General features: G+C 64.5%; 15 protein-coding genes and 1 pseudogene. 7 read left to right on the plus strand and 9 right to left on the minus strand.

Annotated features, from left to right (window positions below; genetic code table 11):
- Positions 1-171 precede the first annotated feature (171 nt).
- A complete protein-coding gene (gene rpmB, locus AB7245_RS03310; protein ID WP_063980641.1) occupies positions 172-483 on the minus strand; it encodes a 50S ribosomal protein L28 in 312 nt (103 codons plus the stop codon).
- A gap of 509 nt (positions 484-992) precedes the next feature.
- Here rpmB and AB7245_RS03315 point away from each other — a divergent pair.
- The 5 genes and pseudogenes from AB7245_RS03315 (at position 993) to AB7245_RS03335 (ending at position 8,033) form a co-directional block, all read left to right on the plus strand.
- A complete protein-coding gene (locus AB7245_RS03315) occupies positions 993-1,850 on the plus strand; it encodes a DUF3108 domain-containing protein (protein WP_187387905.1) in 858 nt (285 codons plus the stop codon).
- An 893-nt stretch (positions 1,851-2,743) separates the two neighbouring features.
- Positions 2,744-6,130: a helicase-related protein gene (locus tag AB7245_RS03320; protein WP_063980642.1), complete on the plus strand. Its 3,387-nt coding sequence runs from the start codon at positions 2,744-2,746 to the stop codon at positions 6,128-6,130.
- A gap of 10 nt (positions 6,131-6,140) precedes the next feature.
- A pseudogene (locus AB7245_RS03325) lies at positions 6,141-6,422 on the plus strand (RNA-binding S4 domain-containing protein); the annotation flags it as partial.
- A gap of 132 nt (positions 6,423-6,554) precedes the next feature.
- Complete coding sequence (fdxA, locus tag AB7245_RS03330) at positions 6,555-6,893, plus strand: ferredoxin FdxA (RefSeq protein ID WP_063980643.1); 339 nt, start codon at positions 6,555-6,557, stop codon at positions 6,891-6,893.
- A gap of 345 nt (positions 6,894-7,238) precedes the next feature.
- Positions 7,239-8,033 carry a CarD family transcriptional regulator gene (locus tag AB7245_RS03335; RefSeq protein WP_084794942.1) on the plus strand — a complete coding sequence of 265 codons (795 nt, stop codon included), beginning with the start codon at positions 7,239-7,241 and terminating at the stop codon, positions 8,031-8,033.
- 176 nt (positions 8,034-8,209) lie between these two features.
- On the opposite strand, the gene AB7245_RS03340 is transcribed toward AB7245_RS03335, so the two are convergent.
- Positions 8,210-8,881, minus strand: a complete 672-nt coding sequence (locus AB7245_RS03340; RefSeq protein ID WP_210387282.1) for a hypothetical protein — start codon at positions 8,879-8,881, stop codon at positions 8,210-8,212.
- A 128-nt stretch (positions 8,882-9,009) separates the two neighbouring features.
- On the opposite strand from AB7245_RS03340, the gene AB7245_RS03345 reads away from it, so the two are divergent.
- Positions 9,010-9,900, plus strand: coding sequence for a LysR substrate-binding domain-containing protein (locus AB7245_RS03345; RefSeq protein WP_063980644.1), 891 nt, complete (start codon positions 9,010-9,012; stop codon positions 9,898-9,900).
- 2 nt (positions 9,901-9,902) lie between these two features.
- Here AB7245_RS03345 and AB7245_RS03350 read toward each other — a convergent pair whose 3' ends face one another.
- Genes AB7245_RS03350 through cyoA form a run of 7 tightly spaced genes read right to left on the minus strand, consistent with a single transcriptional unit; the run spans position 9,903 to position 16,846 of the window.
- Positions 9,903-10,436, minus strand: a complete 534-nt coding sequence (locus AB7245_RS03350; RefSeq protein WP_014490373.1) for a response regulator transcription factor — start codon at positions 10,434-10,436, stop codon at positions 9,903-9,905.
- Positions 10,426-11,805, minus strand: coding sequence for an ATP-binding protein (locus AB7245_RS03355; protein WP_063980645.1), 1,380 nt, complete (start codon positions 11,803-11,805; stop codon positions 10,426-10,428). The genes AB7245_RS03350 and AB7245_RS03355 overlap by 11 nt, the downstream gene beginning before the upstream one ends.
- Positions 11,777-12,625, minus strand: a complete 849-nt coding sequence (locus tag AB7245_RS03360) for an SURF1 family protein (protein ID WP_063986027.1) — start codon at positions 12,623-12,625, stop codon at positions 11,777-11,779. The genes AB7245_RS03355 and AB7245_RS03360 overlap by 29 nt, the downstream gene beginning before the upstream one ends.
- 30 nt (positions 12,626-12,655) lie before the next feature.
- On the minus strand, positions 12,656-13,036 hold the full coding sequence (gene cyoD / locus AB7245_RS03365) for a cytochrome o ubiquinol oxidase subunit IV (RefSeq protein ID WP_063980646.1): 381 nt from the start codon (positions 13,034-13,036) through the stop codon (positions 12,656-12,658).
- Complete coding sequence (gene cyoC, locus AB7245_RS03370) at positions 13,033-13,662, minus strand: cytochrome o ubiquinol oxidase subunit III (RefSeq protein WP_063980647.1); 630 nt, start codon at positions 13,660-13,662, stop codon at positions 13,033-13,035. The genes cyoD and cyoC overlap by 4 nt, the downstream gene beginning before the upstream one ends.
- Positions 13,663-15,660: a cytochrome o ubiquinol oxidase subunit I gene (gene cyoB, locus AB7245_RS03375; RefSeq protein ID WP_063980648.1), complete on the minus strand. Its 1,998-nt coding sequence runs from the start codon at positions 15,658-15,660 to the stop codon at positions 13,663-13,665.
- Positions 15,661-15,685: 25 nt separating this feature from the next.
- Positions 15,686-16,846 carry a ubiquinol oxidase subunit II gene (gene cyoA, locus AB7245_RS03380; protein WP_063980649.1) on the minus strand — a complete coding sequence of 387 codons (1,161 nt, stop codon included), beginning with the start codon at positions 16,844-16,846 and terminating at the stop codon, positions 15,686-15,688.
- 182 nt (positions 16,847-17,028) lie between these two features.
- On the opposite strand from cyoA, the gene AB7245_RS03385 reads away from it, so the two are divergent.
- A complete protein-coding gene (locus AB7245_RS03385) occupies positions 17,029-18,357 on the plus strand; it encodes an MFS transporter (RefSeq protein WP_063980650.1) in 1,329 nt (442 codons plus the stop codon).
- The last annotated feature ends 63 nt before the right edge of the window (positions 18,358-18,420 follow it).

Genomic DNA, 18,420 nt, shown 5'->3' on the forward strand with positions numbered 1-18,420 from the left:
GCTGTACGATCTTGTGTACTCCCTTTTGCTGATGTCACTCCAAATTCGCTACTGGCCTACCGGCAACAACAAAAACGGCCGGATCTTTCGATCCGGCCGCGACGCAAAACTCTACTGGCTAAGACTACGCCACGCGACGCAACTTAGCCCCCGCCCGATTTCAAAATTGGATTAGCTGGCCTTCTTCGCCGGCGCGGCCGTCGGGCCGACCTTCTTCTGGATGGCGCGCTTCAGCTCGAGGGCGCGCGGCGACAGGACGTCGGCCTTGGCCTTGAGCAGGAAGGGGTCGAGGCCGCCATTGTGGTCGACGCTCTTGACCGCGTTGGTGGAGACGCGCAGGCGCACGTTGCGGCCGAGCGCTTCGCTGATGAACGTCACGTTGACGAGGTTCGGCAGGAAGCGGCGCTTGGTCTTGATGTTGGAGTGGCTGACCTTGTGGCCGACGAGGGGGCCCTTGGCCGTCAGTTCGCAGCGGCGAGACATGGTAGAAATCCTCTTCTGTCCCCCAAACGATTTGCGGCCGCCATTCTGGGCGCCACGGGGGCTAATTCTGTGTCCTTGTAGGGAGCGGGCGGACGTATAGGGGGGAAGGGACGGGACGTCAAGGTTTTGGGCGGGGATTCATGCTCCGCGGCATCCCCCACAACAGGTGTCATCGCCCGGCTTGACCGGGCGATCCAGTACGCCGAGGCGGTGCGGCTGGAGCCGAGGGGCTACGGCGTACTGGATGCCCCGGTCAAGCCGGGGCATGACGGCGGAATGGGCGGGGCGAGGTGCGCGTCCCTGACACACCCCCGATCACCAAAACGGCAATGATTGAAGTGCCTTACCATCACATAAAGGGCGTATTCGCACCCGAAGTATCAAATGGAGTTCCGCAAGCCTCCGCGCCCGGACACATTGTTTGCCGCGGTTTTTGGCTTAAGTAACAACCGTTCGCGCCCCGATTGGATTGTTTCGTGCTCGCATCCCCCCGACTTTGGCTCCAAGGCTTGGTCAGTCACGGCTCAGCCAGTCCGCGCTCTGCCGGCCGGCTGGCCTTCGCAGCCCTTTGCGGGCTCGTCGTGGCCTGGGGCGCGGAGCCCGTGGCGGCACAGGGCAAGCTCGAGGCGCAGTATGAGGCGACGCTGGCGGGCATTCCCGTCGGCAAGGGCGCTTGGAACATCGACATCGGCGACGACGTGTTCGCGGCCGCGGCAAGCGGCGGCACCACGGGGCTGCTGAAATCCTTCGCGGGCGGGTCCGGCACCGGCGCCTCGCAAGGTAGGGTGGTGAACGGCGCGCTGGTCGCGACCGGCTACCAGGCCTCCACCACCACCTCGAAGAAGACCGAAGAGATCCGCATCACGCTCGACAAGGGCAATGTGAAGGAGTTCGGCATCGTGCCGGAGCCGCCTGTCGATGCCGACCGCATCGTCGTCACCGATGCGCATCGCCGCGGCGTCTGGGACCCGATGACGGCCTCGCTGCTGCGCGTGCCCGGCACCGGCGACCCTGTTACGCCCGACGCCTGCCACAACGCCGCGCCGGTGTTCGACGGCCGCATGCGCTACGAGCTGAAACTCGATTTCAAGCGCATGGAGAGCGTGAAGGCGGAGAAGGGCTACAGGGGCCCGGTCGTGGTCTGCGCGCTCTATTTCGTGCCCGTGGCGGGCTACATTCCCGACCGTCCCGTGATCAAATACCTCGCCGCCCAGCGCAACATCGAGATCGCCTTCGCCCCCGTCGCGGGCACGCGCATCCTGGTCCCGTTCTGGCTGAAAGTGCCGACGCCGCTCGGCCCGGCCATGCTGGAAGCCACCAGCTTCATCACCTCAGCCCAGCCGCCAAAGGTCGCCAAGACGCAGTAGGGCTTTAGCTGCGCATTCCCCCTTAGAGACCGTCACCCTGAGGTGGCCGCTTCTTCAGCGGCCCTCGAAGGGCGACAGCCCGGCTGTTCCCGCAGGGAATATCCGTGCGTGCCGCCGCATCCGGGCCGTCCATCCTTCGAGGCTCCCGGCGCGATGCTGCGCAACGCGCCACTCGCACCTCAGGATGACGGAAAGACCGCGTCGCGCGCCGGAATGACGGGGAGGCAATTTGGCTGGAAAGAAATGTAATCCTTTCAATGGCATTTCTACTGTGCATGGGGTTGTTTTCGCGAAAATGAGTTTGGGGGTCGTGATCCCGGGAATCCATTTGACTCCTGCCCGATTCTGATTCGACTCCGCGCCGTCCCCAATTTTAAGGAACCGGTCATCGAAACGCCGCTTGTGCGGCAGGGCAAAACTCCATCTAGTGCACAACCAATAAGAGTCCCGCGACATGTGGCGTGAACGGAACAGGCTTCAGCGGGAGTCAGCGATTCGGCCGCGATTCGTTCTAGAGTCGTTCCGAAGCTTAAGGCCAACGGGAAAAGCGTCGCAAAGTGAGACAGTTGCGCGAGGTTTGGGGAGTGCGCTCCCACACGCTCGGTGTCATCGCCCGGCTTGACCGGGCGATCCAGTACGCCGAGGCCGTTGTGGTTGAGCGGACAGGCCGCGGCGTACTGGATGCCCCGGTCCCGGCTCCGCCAAGGCTACGCCGGGGCTCAGGGGGGTGCTCGGCCCGCCGAAGCCTTGGCGAAGGCGGCAGGCCGGGGCATGACAGCGGAATGCTTGGCTGCAGCGTAGCGTTCGGAGACATGGCCGACACCTCCCAGCCCTCAACACACCCCAAAGCAGCACTGACATTCGCCCAAATCGCCACTACCTAATCCCCAGACATGGCCTTCTCCTCCTCCCTCTTCGCCTCCGAGCGCGCACCCGGCGCGGGCGTCACTGCGGTGCTCGGGCCGACCAACACCGGCAAGACCCATCTCGCCATCGAGCGGATGCTCGCGCATCCCTCTGGGCTGATCGGGCTGCCGCTGCGGCTGCTCGCGCGCGAGGTCTATAACAAGATCGCCGCACGGGTCGGCAGCGAGGCCGTCGCGCTTGTGACCGGCGAAGAGAAGATCAAGCCGAAGAACCCGCGCTATTGGGTGTCGACCGTCGAGGCGATGCCGCGCGATCTCGACGTCTCCTTCCTCGCCGTCGACGAGGTCCAGATCGCTTCCGATCTCGAACGCGGCCACGTCTTCACCGACCGCATCCTCAACCGCCGCGGCCGCGACGAGACGCTGCTGTTGGGCGCGGCCACGATGCGCCCGATCATCGAGCGGCTGCTGCCGGGCGTGTCCATGATCACGCGGCCGCGCCTGTCGCAGCTCGAATTCGCCGGCGACCGCAAGATCACGCGCCAGCCGCGCCGCACCGCCATCGTCGCCTTCTCGGCCGACGAGGTCTACGCCATCGCCGAGCTGATCCGCCGCCAGCATGGCGGCGCGGCCGTGGTGCTGGGATCGCTCTCGCCCCGCACGCGCAATGCGCAGGTGGAGATGTTCCAGAACGGCGACGTCGACTATCTCGTCGCCACCGACGCCGTCGGCATGGGCCTCAATCTCGACGTCGACCACGTCGCCTTCGCCTCCGACCGCAAGTTCGACGGCTACCAGTTCCGCCGCCTGACGCCGGCCGAATTCGCGCAGATCGCAGGCCGCGCGGGCCGCGCCACGCGCAACGGTACTTTCGGGACGACGGGCCGCTGCGGGCCGTTCGAGCCCGAGCTCGTCAACGCGCTGCAGAACCACACCTTCGACAACGTGAAGATGCTGCAATGGCGCAATTCGAAGCTGGATTTCGCCTCCCTCGGCGCGCTCCAGGTGTCCCTGAACCAGTCGCCCGGCCATGAGGCGCTGACGCGCGCGCCGATCGCCGAGGACATGCGCGTGCTCGACCACGCCGCCCGCGACGTCGAGGTGCGCGATATCGCGCATGGCAAGGCGGCCGTGGAACGGCTGTGGGAGGCCTGCCAGGTCCCCGATTACCGAAAACTGTCGCCGGCCGCCCATGCCGAGCTCGTGACCACGCTGTACGGCTTCCTGATGCAGAAGGGCTGCATCCCCGATTCCTGGTTCGCGGCCCAGGTCGACCAGGCCGACCGCATCGACGGCGACATCGACACGCTGTCGGCCCGGATCGCCCAGATCCGCACCTGGACCTTCGTCGCCAACCGCCCGGACTGGCTGAAAGACCCCGAACGCTGGCAGGGGATCGCCCGCGAGGTCGAAAATAAATTATCGGATGCGCTCCATGAACGCTTGACTGAGCGTTTCGTTGATCGCCGGACCAGTGTATTGATGCGCCGCCTGCGGGAGAACACGAGCTTGAATACTGAAATCGGCAAGACCGGCGAAGTCATCGTCGAAGGCCATGTCATCGGCCGCCTCGATGGCTTCACCTTTGCACCGGATGCGGCGGAAGCAGGCTCCGATGCGAAAGCCTTGCAGGCTGCAGCGCAAGCGGTGCTCGCCGGCGAGATCAACGCGCGCGCCGAAAAACTGGGCAATGCGCCGGACGATCAGTTCGTGCTGACCTCGGAAGGCACCATCCGCTGGACCGGCGATGCCGTGGCGCGCCTGTCTGCCGCGGAGGAGGCGCTGCATCCGCGCATCCGCATCATCTCCGACGAGCGCCTCACCGGTGCGCCGCGTGAGAAGGTGCAGGCCCGGCTCGAGCTCTGGCTCAAGACCCATATCGAAAAGCTGCTTGGGCCGATGTTCGAGCTGTCGAAGGCCGAGGACGTCACCGGCATTGCCCGCGGCATCGCCTATCAGCTGGTCGAGGCGCTCGGCGTGCTCGAGCGTCCCAAGATCGCCAACGAGCTGAAGGACCTCGACCAGCCCTCGCGCGCCGTGTTGCGCAAATACGGCGTCCGTTTCGGTGCTTATCATATCTATTTCCCCGGCCTGCTCAAGCCCGCCGGCCGTGCGCTGGCCGCACTGCTGTGGGCGCTGAAGCAGGACAATGTCGATCTGTCGTCGCTGTCCGGCGCGCAGCATCTGGCATCTTCGGGCCGCACCTCGTTCCCGGTCGACAAGCAGCTGCCGCGCGATGCCTATCGCGTGCTCGGCTACAAGCAGGCCGGTGAGCGAGCGGTGCGCGTCGACATTCTGGAGCGCCTTGCCGATCTGATCCGGCCGGCGCTGGCCTGGCGCGAGAACTCGCCCGGCGAAAAGCCTGCCGGCGCGTTCGACGGCCGCAGCTTTGTGGTGACGCAGGCGATGACCTCGCTCACCGGCTCGGCCGGCGAGGATTTCGCCTCGGTGCTGCGCGCGCTCGGCTATCGCATGGAGAAGCGTGCGCCGCTGCCGCCGAAGCCGGTGGCTGCTGCCGTGGAGACGCCGGCGGCCGAAGCAAGCGCAGAGGCTCCGACTGAACCGACGGCGACCGATGATGCCACCGCAAGCGCGGACACCGCAATCGAAGCCGCCGCCGAGCCCGTCACCGTCGAAGACGCGCCCGGCATGGAGCAGCACGACGAGCCCGCACACGAAGAGCCGGCGCTCGAAGCATCGCCTGATGCCCCCGTCACGCCCGAGGATGCCCCCGGCATCGCGCCGCCGGCGGAAGAGGCTGCTGCGCCCAGCGAGGCGGTGGAAGCCGCTCCCGCCGAGGCCGCTGCAACGGAAGCCGCTGCATCCGCCGATGCCGCCGCGCCGGTCGAGGCTGCCGCTGTGCCTGCCGAGCCCGAGCTCGTCGAGGTCTGGCGTCCCGGCGGCCGCCACGACGATCGCAAGCCCCGCCACGAGCGTCATCGCCACCAGCGTCACCACAATCAGCGCCCGCAGCAGGCCGGTGCTGAAGCTGGCGCCGCCCCCGCCGAAGGCGCGGCCGCGCAGTCAGCCGACGGCGAGAAGCGCAATGAGCGCCATCGTCACGGCGGTCATCGCAGAGATGGGGCAAAGGATTTCCGCAAGCCGCGCGAAGGTGGCGCCGAAGGTGCACCGCGCCAAGAGGGGCGCGACGACAAGAACCGCCGCTTCGAGGGCAAGGATCGCGACAACAAGGATCGCGATCGCAACAAGGGCAAGTTCGGCGGCGATCGCGACAAGGGCCGCGACAATCGCGGTCGTGACCGCGACAAGGGCCGCGACCGTCAGGGCGGGCCGTCGCTGCGCCCCTACGCCTCGAGCGCGAACCCGCGCGAGCGCGATCGTCCGGCCGATCCGAACTCGCCCTTCGCAAAGCTTGCTGCGCTGAAAGAGCAGCTGTCCGGTCGCAAGGAGTGATCCCACGACCGAGCGGCAGCGTCTCGACAAATGGCTGTGGCACGCGCGGGTGGTGAAGGCGCGCACCTCCGCGGCCGAGCTCGTTGAGTCCGGCCACGTTCGCATCAACGGCACACGCGAGAAGTCGCCGGGCCATGCGATCAAGATCGGCGACGTGATCACCATCGCGCTCGATCGCACTGTGCGCGTGCTGAAAGTAACCGCTTTCAACGAGCGCCGCGGCGATGCCGCCTCGGCCCGCGTGCTCTACGAGGAGCTGAGCGAAGGCAATCAAAGTTCTCGGCGCAATTAATTGCGCTCTGAATTCATTTCTTGGTCGATCAAACGCGTAAAGCCGTCATGATCGGCCGTTCCCGACCTTGCGGCGCCGGGCCATCCGCGCTACGCAAGCCGCGACTTTTAAAAGAGCTTTTCGGAGCGTTGGATGACTTACGTCGTCACTGAAGCCTGCATCAAGTGCAAGTATACCGACTGCGTCGAGGTCTGCCCGGTCGACTGTTTCTACGAGGGCGAGAACATGCTCGTCATCCATCCTGACGAGTGCATCGACTGCGGCGTGTGCGAGCCGGAATGCCCCGCTGACGCGATCAAGCCGGACACGGAACCGGGCCTCGAAAAGTGGCTCCAGGTCAACGCCGACTACGCCAAAAGCTGGCCGAACATCACCCAGAAGAAAGAATCACCCCCCGACGCGAAGGAATTCGACGGCCAGGAAGGAAAGTTCGAGAAATATTTTTCTCCGAACCCGGGCTCGGGAGACTAATTCTCGCCCAAACTTAACCCTAATACCTTCGTCAGCGCCGAAAACCAGCCCTCAAGACCCCTAAATCATTGATTTTTGCGGGAAATGTGCTATATTGAGCACATTAAGCTGAACCCCCGTCAGCCCAGTTGGCCCCGTTGGGTTCCCGTGAAACCAAATGTCGAACAGGGGCGTGGCAGTTTCCGCGCGCAGGCTGTGTCACAGAAAACGCGTAAAAAGAGTACTTCAGCGAGGGCTTCCCATAAGGAGGCCAAAAAAGTCGCCGCGGCCAGCCGTAGCGCATCCAAGGGTCGGACCGCGACTAAGGCACCGGCTGCAAAGTCCTCGAAGAACAAAAGAAGCGCAATGCCTCACAAGACTGCCAAACCGGCCGCGAAAGCGACCGTTGCCAAGCCTGCTGCTGCCAAGGCTTCCGCTGCCAAGCCCGTTGCTCCGAAGGCTCCTGTTGCTGCCGCCCCTGCCAAAGCCCCCGTTGCTGCTGCGAAGCCGGCCGTGAAGGCTGCTGCACCCGCGCCGAAGGTCGAGGAAAAGAAGGTCGTGACCCAGCGCCAGGGCTTCAAGGCCAACGAATTCGTCGTCTATCCCGCTCACGGCGTTGGCCAGATCCTGGCCATCGAGGAGCAGGAGATCGCCGGTGCGAAGCTCGAGCTGTTCGTCATCAATTTCATCAAGGACAAGATGACGCTGCGCGTGCCGACCGCCAAGGTCGCGAACGTCGGCATGCGCAAGCTGTCCGACCCCGCGCTGGTGAAGAAGGCGCTGGAGACGCTGAAGGGCCGCGCCCGCGTCAAGCGCACCATGTGGTCGCGCCGCGCCCAGGAATACGAAGCAAAGATCAATTCGGGCGACATCGTCGCGATCGCGGAAGTCGTGCGCGACCTCTACCGTTCCGAGTCGCAGCCCGAGCAGTCGTACTCTGAACGCCAGCTCTATGAAGCGGCGCTCGATCGTCTCTCCCGCGAGATCGCGGTTGTGCAGCACTCGACCGAGACCGAAGCGGTCAAGGAGATCGAGGCCCAGCTCGCCAAGAGCCCGCGCCGCACCAACGCCAAGGCGGAAGCCGCCGACGGCGAGGGCGAGGCGGATGCCGACGGCGATACCGATGGCGACGACACCGCCGTCGCCGACGAGGCCGCGTAAGCGTCTCGCAGCGTCGATTGCAAGCAATCAAAAGCCCGGCCGGTTGGCCGGGCTTTTTTGTTTTGAGCGGATCAGGCTTTGTGACGGTGCAATCCATGCGTTCGCACGGCCACGGGTGTTCAGGCCCCGTGTTGAGGGCATCGCGTCGAGGGAGAGTGTGACGAACTTGACCCGAGTCACTTCCTGATCAGCGGAATCTGCAAATTGGTCGGCCGGTTCTGCTCGGTGTCAAAGCCACGGCCGTCGATGTTGCGGGCGCCCCAGAACAGGAGGTCGCCCCTGAGATAGACGAGATCATATTCCATGAAGTTCGTGGCCTCGGCGAGACCGAAGGGAGCGAAGGTCTTGCCGAAGATGCTCTGGGGCGCGCCAACGTCCCACGGTGCATATCCGACCGCGGCGACCTTGTTGAGCACATCGGCAAATCCCTGTGCCAGCGGCGTAACCTCGTAGGTCTCGTCGGCAACGAAGTCGACCTTCTGCGCGCCCGGAGCGATGGGATGCGCACCCCTCCACAGCATATGGCCGCCAATCCTGATCCGCGCGAGCGGCACGGCGCTGTAGGGATCGGCCGAGTTGACGATCTCGAGCTCGAAACGGTCGGAGGGGAGATATTTGAAGGCCCGCTTGAGATAGAACGGCTTGAGCGTGCCATCGGCGTTCTTCGCCGCGCTCGGGCGCACCTCCGGTGCGATGCTTTCCCAGTCGCCGAGCAACGCCTGCTTCAATCCTGTCACATCCAGTTCCATGTTGTTTGCCTTTGCCTGCGTGTTGGAGGATTGCGCAGCCACTTCGCCAGATCCCGCCAGCGTGAGGATCAGCAGAGACGTTTGAATGCTCTTGAGCATGTGAAGCTCGCTCCCGTGCGCCTCTGCCTGCCAGGCAGACTTCGTTCACGCCGGCTATACGGGCAGCTGGCCGCTTGGAAAAAGACTTTGTAAGCTGGCCCCATGCCTGCGAGATATGGGAGATCGCGATGGAGCTTCGGCATCTCCGCTATTTCGTCGCCGTTGCCGATGCGGGCAGTTTGACTGTTGCGGCCGAGCAGAAGCTGCACACGTCGCAACCGTCGCTCAGCCGGCAAATCCGGGATCTCGAACGGGAGGTCGGCGTTCCCTTGATGAACCGCAGCGCCCAAGGCATCGCGCTGACGGCGGCCGGCAAGGCCTTTCTCGAGCACGCCAGAATGGCGCTGCTTCAGGCGGAGGCTGCCAAGGAAGCGGCGCTCCGTGCCGCGCAGCCCCCGCAGCCCGCTTTCTCGTTGGGCTTTCTGTCGGGCGCCGAAATCGACCTGCTGCCCGAGGTGGATCGCATTCTGCGCGACGCATTTCCCGGCATCGATATCCGCCTGTCGAGCGATTATTCGCCCTCGCTTGCCAAGGCCCTGATGCGGCGAAAGCTCGATGCTGCCTTCATCCGGTCGGAAGAGCACATGGAAGATCTGGTCTGCCGGCGCGTGCGCACCGATCCGCTGGTCTTCGTCTTTCCGAGCGACCATCGGCTGGCATCGCAAGCCGCGGTGGCGCCCGAGGAGATCAGGGACGAGACCTTCTACCTACCGTCCAAATCCGCTCCCGCGGTTCGCCGTATCGTTCTGGATTATTTCAGCCGGACCGGAATCGACCTCAAGCCCGATCGCGAAGTGCACAACGTCGTCCACGCGATCTCGATGATTGCGTCGACGCGCGGCGTCATGATGCTGCCGGCCTACACGAAGCGATATTTGCCGGAGACCATCACCACCCGGCCGGTGCGGGGAGAAGCACCCAAGCTTGATCTCGTTGTCGCCTATCACAAGGCGAATCAATCCCCGATCCTGAAGTTGCTTCTCTCCGAGGTCGGCAAGCTCGCGACGGCGTCGTCCTAGGCTCACTTCACCGGCCGCTTCTCGAGCTTTCTTGCCAGCGTGCGCCGGTGCATGCCCAATCGTCTCGCCGCTTCCGAGATGTTGAAATCGGTCTCGATCAGCGTCTGGTGGATGCGCTCCCATTCCAGCGTCTTGATCGAGGTCGGCCGTGCATCGAGGGCGACTTCGGCGTTGCCTTCGGCCTTGTTGAAGGCGGCTTCGATATCGTCGGTGTTCGACGGCTTTGCCAGGTAGTGGCAGGCGCCGAGCTTGATCGCCTCGACGGCGGTGGAGATGCTGGCAAAGCCGGTCAGCACCACGATCAGCATCTCCGGATCGTGCGTGTGCAGCAGCTCGACGCAGGCGAGGCCCGAGGCGCCGCCGAGCTTGAGATCGACCACCGCGTGTCCAAAGGATCGCTCCTCCAGCACCTTCCGCACCTCTTCGATCGAAGCTGCGAGGACGACGTCGTAGCCGCGGCGCTCGAACGAGCGTTTCAGCGTGCGCGCGAAGCCGGCATCGTCCTCGACGACGATGAGCGAACGGTCAGGCGTCAAAAGTTCCTCCGATCGCGAGCGTTGCGAGCGGCAGCGTCAGGCGGACGGTGGCGCCACGCTTCCTGTGGTTCTCGGCGGTCACGCTGCCGCCGAGCTTGCGCACGACGTTCACCACCAGGAACAGGCCGAGCCCGCCGCCGGCGCGGCCCTTGCTCGAGTGATAGGGTTTTCCCAGCTGCGCCAGCATCTCCGGCGCAAAGCCCGGGCCGCGATCGCTGATCGACAGCACGAGATTGTCGCCCTCGCGCTCGGCCAGCAGCTCCACCCATTCGCGCGAGACCTCATAGGCATTGTCGAGCACGTTGAAGATCACTTGCTTCAGCGCGATGTCGGAGACGATCGCGACGTCCTCGCCGAACGTGTTGACGAAATAGAGCGTGCGGGCCGAGCGTGCGTCGCGCCACTCGTTCACCAGCGCGGTGACGAAGGCCGTCACCGTCGTCGGCGAGGAGCCTTCGCCGCGCGCTTCGCCCGCCGACACCAGGATGCCCGTCACGATGGTCTTGCAGCGTTGCAGAGAGGTTTCCATCTCCGCGAGATCCTCGGCAAGTTCCTGATCGGCGGCGAGATCGGGCATGCGGCGCCAGTCGCTGAGGATGACCGACAGCGAGGCGAGCGGCGTGCCGAGCTCATGCGCAGCGCCGGAGGCGAGCAGGCCCATGCGGACGATGTGGTCCTGCTCGGCCGCATGCTGGCGCAATGCCGCCAGATGCGCATCGCGCTCGCGCAAATTCCTGTTGATCCGGGTGACGAACACGACCAGCAGCACGGCGTTGAGGACGAAGCCCAGCAGCATGCCTGTCACGGTGAGACTGTAGGCCTCGCTGATCGGGTTCGGCGGCAGGTCGAGCGGCCGGTAGGCCATGGTCAGCCAGATGAAACTCGCGCAGGTCAGTGCGACCAGCGACCAGGTCGAGCGGGCATTAAGCAGCACCGCGCCCAGCGTCACCTGGAGCAGGAACAGCGAGGTGAAGGGATTGGTGGCGCCGCCGCTGAGGTAGAGCTGAGCGGTCAGCGCGGCGACATCGAGCATCAAGGCGACCAGCAGCTCGTTGTTGGTGATCGCGGCGCGATGGCGCACCCAGACGAGGCTGGAGACGTTGAGCAGCAGCAGCGCGCCGATCACCGCGCCCATCCGTTCCAATGGCAGGGGAATACCCAGGCCGAAATGCACGCCGCCGATGGTCACGATCTGCCCGACCACCGCGGTCCAGCGCAGCTGGATCAGCAGCGCCATGTTCTTGCGGTTGGTCTCGTCGTCGGTCGGCGCAACGCCGATCAGCTCGCTGCGCGCGTCCGCCTGCGATTGCAGCGTGACGGCGTCATGCGTCATTCCGTCGTCAGGTAGATTCGACGATCGTTCCAGCATCTGATCCCGTCCTGCGGGCGGTTGCATCGGAGCAGCCGGCCGGTTCGTGGACGAAGCGCTTGCGGCGGAACAGCCCGCCGCCGAATGTGACGAAAAGTTTACCCGCCAGCATGAAAGCCAGGGCAAACCACGTCAGCGCGTAGATCAGGTGGTTATTGGGAAAGCTGATCACGGTCAATCCGCCGATCGGGCCGCTGGTGGTTTGTGATCCGGCGTCAGCATCGACGAAAAAGGGTGCGACATGGTCGAGGCCGCGCGCTGCCGCAATCGCGGCGACATCCCGCGAGTACCAGCGGTTGTGCTGGGGGACGTTGTTCCGCAAGAACCCGCCTTTCGGCTCGGTCATGCGGAGCAGGCCCGTGATCTCGACCTGCCCGTCCCGATTGCCGCTCTGGCGCGTCGATGCGTCGCGCCGCTCGGACGGCACGAAGCCGCGATTGACCAAGACCAGCGTGCCGTCGCCGCGCTGAAGCGGCGTCACCACCCAATAGCCGGGGCCTTCCTCGGTGACCGCCTGAACCAGCGTCTCGCGGTCATGCAGGAAGAGGCCGGTGAGGCTGACGTGCCTGTATTCGTCGTTTGCGGTGGAGACGGTCGGCCAGGCCGCGGGCGACGGGATCGGTTGGGCCGGGGCATGGACGCGCTGCTCGACGCGGTCGATCAGCGCCAGCTTCCAGGCGCGTCGCTCGATCTGCCAGACGCCGAGTGCGATCAGAAGTGCAAAGGCCGCGAGCGAGAGGACCGTGAGCCACAGGCGCGGACGCGCAGCCTTGCGACGCGCGTCCTTATCCTTGCCTGTCACGGTCCAAGCCTTGCTCACTTCCAAGCCTTGCTCACTTCGAAGTCTCGCTCACTTCATTCCCGTCATCTGGTGCATCGGCATCATGTTGCTGTTGAGATGGTTCATCACCCACAGCGAGCCGGACAGCGCGATCACCACCATGACGATGGTGAAGATCAGCGCCATCATGCTCCAGCCGTTCTCGGACTTGGTGCTCATGTGCAGGAAGTAGATCATGTGCACGACGATCTGCACGACCGCGAAGGCCATGATGACCAGCGCGGTGATCTGCTTGCTCGGCAGCGCGCCGCTCATCACCAGCCAGAACGGGATCGCGGTGAGCACGACCGAGAGCACGAAGCCGAGCATATAGGTCGAGAACGTGCCGTGGGCGTGGTCGTCGCCGTGGTGATGGCCGTCCGCGTGGGCGGCGTGGGTATCGGTGTTCATCGCAGAACTCCCAGGAGATAGACGAAGGTGAAGACGCCGATCCAGACCACGTCCAGGAAGTGCCAGAACATCGACAGGCACATCAGGCGGCGGCGGTTGGCTTCGATCAGGCCGAACTTCCAGACCTGCACCATCAGGGTCACCAGCCAGATCAGGCCGCAGGAGACGTGCAGGCCGTGGGTGCCGACCAGCGTGAAGAAGGAGGACAGGAAGGCGCTGCGCTGCGGGGTCGCCCCTTCATGGATCATGTGGGCGAACTCGGAGAGCTCGATGCCGATGAAGGCGAGGCCGAACAGGCCGGTGATCGCCAGCCACATCTGGGTCTGGGCGATCTTGTTCTGCTGCATCGTCAGCATGGCAAAGCCATATGTGATCGACGACAGCAGCAGCATCGAGGTGTTCACCGCGACCAGCGGCAGCTCGAACAGGTCCTTCGGGGCGGGGCCGGCGGCGTAGTTGGCGCCGAGCACGCCGAAGGTGGCGAACAGCATCGCAAAGATGAGGCAGTCGCTCATCAGGTAGATCCAGAAGCCGAGCGGGGTGCTGTAGCCTTCCGGATGCGGGTGTTCGTCGGCGAGGTAGAACATCGGCTCGCCGGTCTGGGCGGGATTGACAGCGACAGTCATTTACTTGGCTCCGGCGAGCAGTTTGGTACGCGCGTCCTCGGTCCGGATGACGTCGTCAGCCGGAATGTCGAAGTCGCGGTGATAGTTGAAGGTGTGACCGATCCCGACGGCGAGCATCGCGATGAAGCTCACGGCCGCCAGCCACCAGATGTACCAGATCAGGCCGAATCCCATCGCGGTGGCGAGGCCGGCGAGGATGACACCGGTGCCGGTGCTGGAGGGCATGTGGATCGGCTTGAACCCGGTGAGCGGACGCTGGTAGCCGCGCTTCTTCATGTCCCACCACGCGTCATTGTCGTGAACGACGGGGGTGAAGGCGAAGTTGTAGTCCGGCGGGGGCGAGGAGGTCGCCCATTCCAGCGTGCGTGCATCCCAGGGATCGCCGGTGACGTCCTTGAGCTGCTCGCGCTTGAGGAAGGAGACCGCGAACTGCATCAGCATCGAGAGGATGCCGAGGAAGACGAGGCCGGCGCCGATCGCGGCGATGACGAACCAGATCTGCAAGGACGGATCGTCGAACACGCGCAGGCGGCGGGTCACGCCCATCAGGCCGAGCACATAGAGCGGCATGAAGGCCATGTAGAAGCCGGTGACCCAGAACCAGAACGACAGCTTGCCCCAGAACGGATCGAGCTTGAAGCCGAACGCCTTCGGGAACCAGTAGTTGATGCCGGCGAACGCGCCGAACACCACGCCGCCGATGATCACGTTGTGAAAGTGCGCGATCAGGAACAGGCTGTTGTGCAGGACGAAGTCGGCCGGTGGCACTGCGAGCAGCACGCCGGTCATGCCGCCGAGCACGAAGGTCAGCATGAAGGCGATCGTCCACAGCATCGGCAGCTCGAAGCGGATGCGGCCGCGATACATCGTGAACAACCAGTTGAACATCTTCGCGCCCGTCGGGATCGAGATGATCATCGTGGTGATGCCGAAGAACGAGTTGACGCTGGCGCCCGAGCCCATCGTGAAGAAGTGGTGCAGCCAGACCAGGTACGACAGGATGGTGATGACCACCGTGGCGTAAACCATCGAGGTGTAGCCGAACAGCCGCTTGCCGGAGAAGGTCGAGGTCACTTCCGAGAAGATGCCGAAGGCGGGGAGAACCAGAATGTAGACCTCGGGATGACCCCAGATCCAGATCAGGTTCACGTACATCATCGGGCTGCCGCCGAAATCGTTCGTGAAGAAGTTGGTGCCGACGTAGCGGTCAAGCGAGAGCAGCGCGAGCACGACGGTCAGGACGGGGAAGGAGGCGACGATCAGGATGTTGGTGCAGAGCGCGGTCCAGGTGAACACCGGCATCTTCATCATGGTCATGCCGGGACAGCGCAGCTTGACGATGGTGCAGATCAGGTTGATGCCGGATAAGGTCGTGCCGACGCCCGCGACCTGCAGCGCCCAGATATAATAGTCGACGCCGACGTCAGGACTGTAGCCGATGTTCGACAGCGGCGGATAGGCCAGCCAGCCGGTGCGGGCGAATTCGCCGATGAACAGCGAAGCCATCACCAGCACTGCGCCGCCGACCGTCATCCAGAAGCTGAAATTGTTCAGGAACGGGAACGACACGTCGCGCGCGCCGATCTGCAGCGGCACCACGTAGTTCATTAGGCCGGTGACCAGCGGCATCGCCACGAAGAAGATCATGATCACGCCATGGGCAGTGAAGACCTGGTCATAGTGATGGGCGGGGAGGAAGCCTTCGGAGCCGCCGAACGCGAGTGCTTGTTGTGCGCGCATCATCAGCGCGTCTGCGAAGCCGCGCAGCAGCATCACGATGCCGAGGATCATGTACATGATGCCGATGCGCTTGTGGTCCACGGTGGTGAACCACTCGCGCCACAGATAGCCCCAGAGGCGGAAATAGGTGATGCCGGCGAACAGTGCGCCGCCGCCGAGCGCGACCATCACGAAGGTGCCGACCAGGATCGGCTCGTGCAGCGGCAGCGAATCGAGGCCGAGACGGCCGAAGATGAGCTTGAGAAGATCAGGAGACATGCGAGCTCTCTTTAGGAGTCTGACTTCAGGAGTCTGACTTGGGACGTTGTCCGAGGAAGAAGGACGAGGACTTCAGCGGCGTGAAGATCGGCCGCTTCAGGCCGGCACCGAGCAGCGGCGCGGTGTCGGCGGGTGCCGTGATGGAGGCGGTGGTCCTGCCCTGGGGCGCATCCGGCGTGCAGGTGCCGGCGACGAAGGTCGGCTCGGGTCCGAGCGCGGTGCCGCGGCGTGCGTACTTGTCGTAGGCCAGCGGCAGGGTGTTGTTCAGGCCCTCATGGCCGAGACCGCCCTTGGCGTCGATCGCCATCATCTCGCTCTGGCACATCTTGCCGGTCTCGACGCACATGTTGAGGATCAGGCGGTAGAGGTCGGAATCGACGGTGCCCCAGCGGCGCACCGGCTCGTTCTCGCTCGGCTTTTCGAGCTGGAGATATTCGGCGCGGCCGAGCGAGCCGCCGGCCGATTTGGCCTGCGCGATCCAGGCGTCAAAGCCCTTGTCGTCGAGGCCCTGGAAGTTGAAGTGCATGCCAGAGAAGCCGGCGCCGCTGTAGTTCGCCGAAAAACCCTTGTATGTACCGGCGTGGTTGATCACGGCGTGGAGCGACGTCTCCATGCCCGGCATCGCGTAGATCTGACCGGCGAGTGCGGGGATGTAGAACGAGTTCATCACCGAGGAGGCGGTGATGTGGAAGTTGATCGGGCGGTCGACCGGCGCGGCGAGCTCGTTGACGGTGGCGATGCCGTAATCGGGGTAGATAAAGAGCCACTTCCAGTCGAGCGCGACGACATCGACGACGAGCGGAGCCTTGGACTGGTCCACGGCGCGTTCCGCATGGATGCGGCCGATGTTGCGATAGGGGTCGAGCAGATGCGTGCCCATCCAGGTCAGCGCGCCCAGGCAGATGATGATCAGCAGCGGCGCCGACCAGATCACCAGCTCGAGCTTGGTCGAGTGGTCCCAATCCGGCTCGTAGCGGGCCGAGGTGTTGGACTGGCGGTAGCGCCAGGCGAACAGCACCGTCAGCGCCATCACGGGGACGACGATCAGGAGCATCAGGACGGTGGAGATGATGACGAGGTCGCGCTGTTGGGCGGCGATGTCGCCGGCCGGCGACAGCACGACGTAGTTGCAGCCGCTGAGCGCAGCTGCCAGGGGTAGCAGCGCCAGGATCTTGAGACGGGACACGGGCCGAGCCTTATGAGAATGAGTTTCCTTTGCGGGCCCAAGGGGTAGCTGCGGCGCAGCAATCCGGACATTGGACAATTTGTCCAATGTTGCAGTGCGGAATGTTGGGTCAGACAAGGGCAGATTGCCTGGCGCCCCGCCGGGCGGTCGGCTTTGGTTTTCAGGACGTTAAGGGCGCACGAATGGCGACGGCACAGACCCCCGCAATGGCAGACCTCCACTCGGGCGAGCACGGCCACGACCAGGCCAGTCCCGGCGAGATCGCCATCGGCGTCATCATCGGCCGCACCTCGGAATTCTTCGACTTCTTCGTCTACGCGATCGCCTCGGTGATCGTGTTTCCGCGCCTGGTGTTCCCGTTCACCAGCGAGCTGACCGGCACCCTCTATTCCTTCATGATCTTCGCGCTGGCCTTCGTGGCCCGGCCGATCGGAACCGTCATTTTCATGACGGTCGATCGCGAGTACGGCAAAACCGCCAAGCTGGTCTCGGCGCTGTTTCTGCTCGGCACCGCCACAGTCGCGCTCGCGTTCCTGCCCGGCTATCACGACATCGGCAGCGCCGCGATCTGGCTGCTGGCGCTGGCGCGTATCGCGCAGGGTCTGGCCTGGGGCGGCGCCTGGGACGGCATGGCTTCGCTGCTGGCGCTGAACGCGCCGCCCTCCAAGCGCGGCTGGTACGCGATGGTGCCGCAGCTCGGCGCCCCGCTCGGCCTGATCGTGGCGAGCGCGCTGTTCGCCTATTTCGCCGGTAACCTCTCGGCCGACGACTTCTTCGACTGGGGCTGGCGCTATCCGTTCTTCGTCGCCTTCGCCATCAACGTCGTGGCGCTGTTCGCGCGCCTGCGCATGGTGACGACGGAAGAATATGCTTCGTTGTTCGAGACCCGCGAATTGCAGCCCGCGCGTATCTCCGAGACCGTCGCGCGCGAAGGCCAGAACATCATGCTCGGTGCATTCGCGCCGCTCGCAAGCTTCGCGCTGTTCCACATGGTCACGGTGTTTCCGCTGTCCTGGGTGTTCCTGTTCACCCGCGAAAGCCCGGTGCGCTTCCTGATCATCGAGATCGTCGCCGCCGTGTTCGGCGTCGCGGCCATCGTGGCCTCCGGCATCATCGCCGACCGCGTCGGCCGCAAATCGCTGCTGATGGGATCGGCAATCGCGATCGCCATCTACAGCGGTTTTGCTCCGCAGCTGCTCGATGCCGGCGCGTTCGGTGAGACCATCTACATGGTGATCGGTTTCATCCTGCTGGGTCTCTCCTTCGGCCAGTCCTCGGGCGCGATCGCCTCGAACTTCCGGCAGGCGTACCGCTACACGGCTTCCGCGCTGACCTCGGATATGGCCTGGCTGTTCGGGGCGGGCTTCGCGCCGTTGGTGGCGCTTCTGCTCGCCACCAATCTCGGCGTCATCGCGTCGGGTGCGTATCTGCTGTCAGGCGCGTTCTGGACGCTGCTCGCACTCTGGCTCAGCGGCCAGCGCGAGGCGGGCGACATGGACGCGGGCGGTTAAGCCGCGTCCAGCGGACGGGAATAAAACTCGGGCTGGACGATCCTGTTTGCGGCGACGCAAGCA

It is taken from the genome of Bradyrhizobium sp. 604_D8_N2_3 (genome assembly GCF_051810765.1).
Lineage (GTDB): Bacteria > Pseudomonadota > Alphaproteobacteria > Rhizobiales > Xanthobacteraceae > Bradyrhizobium > Bradyrhizobium barranii.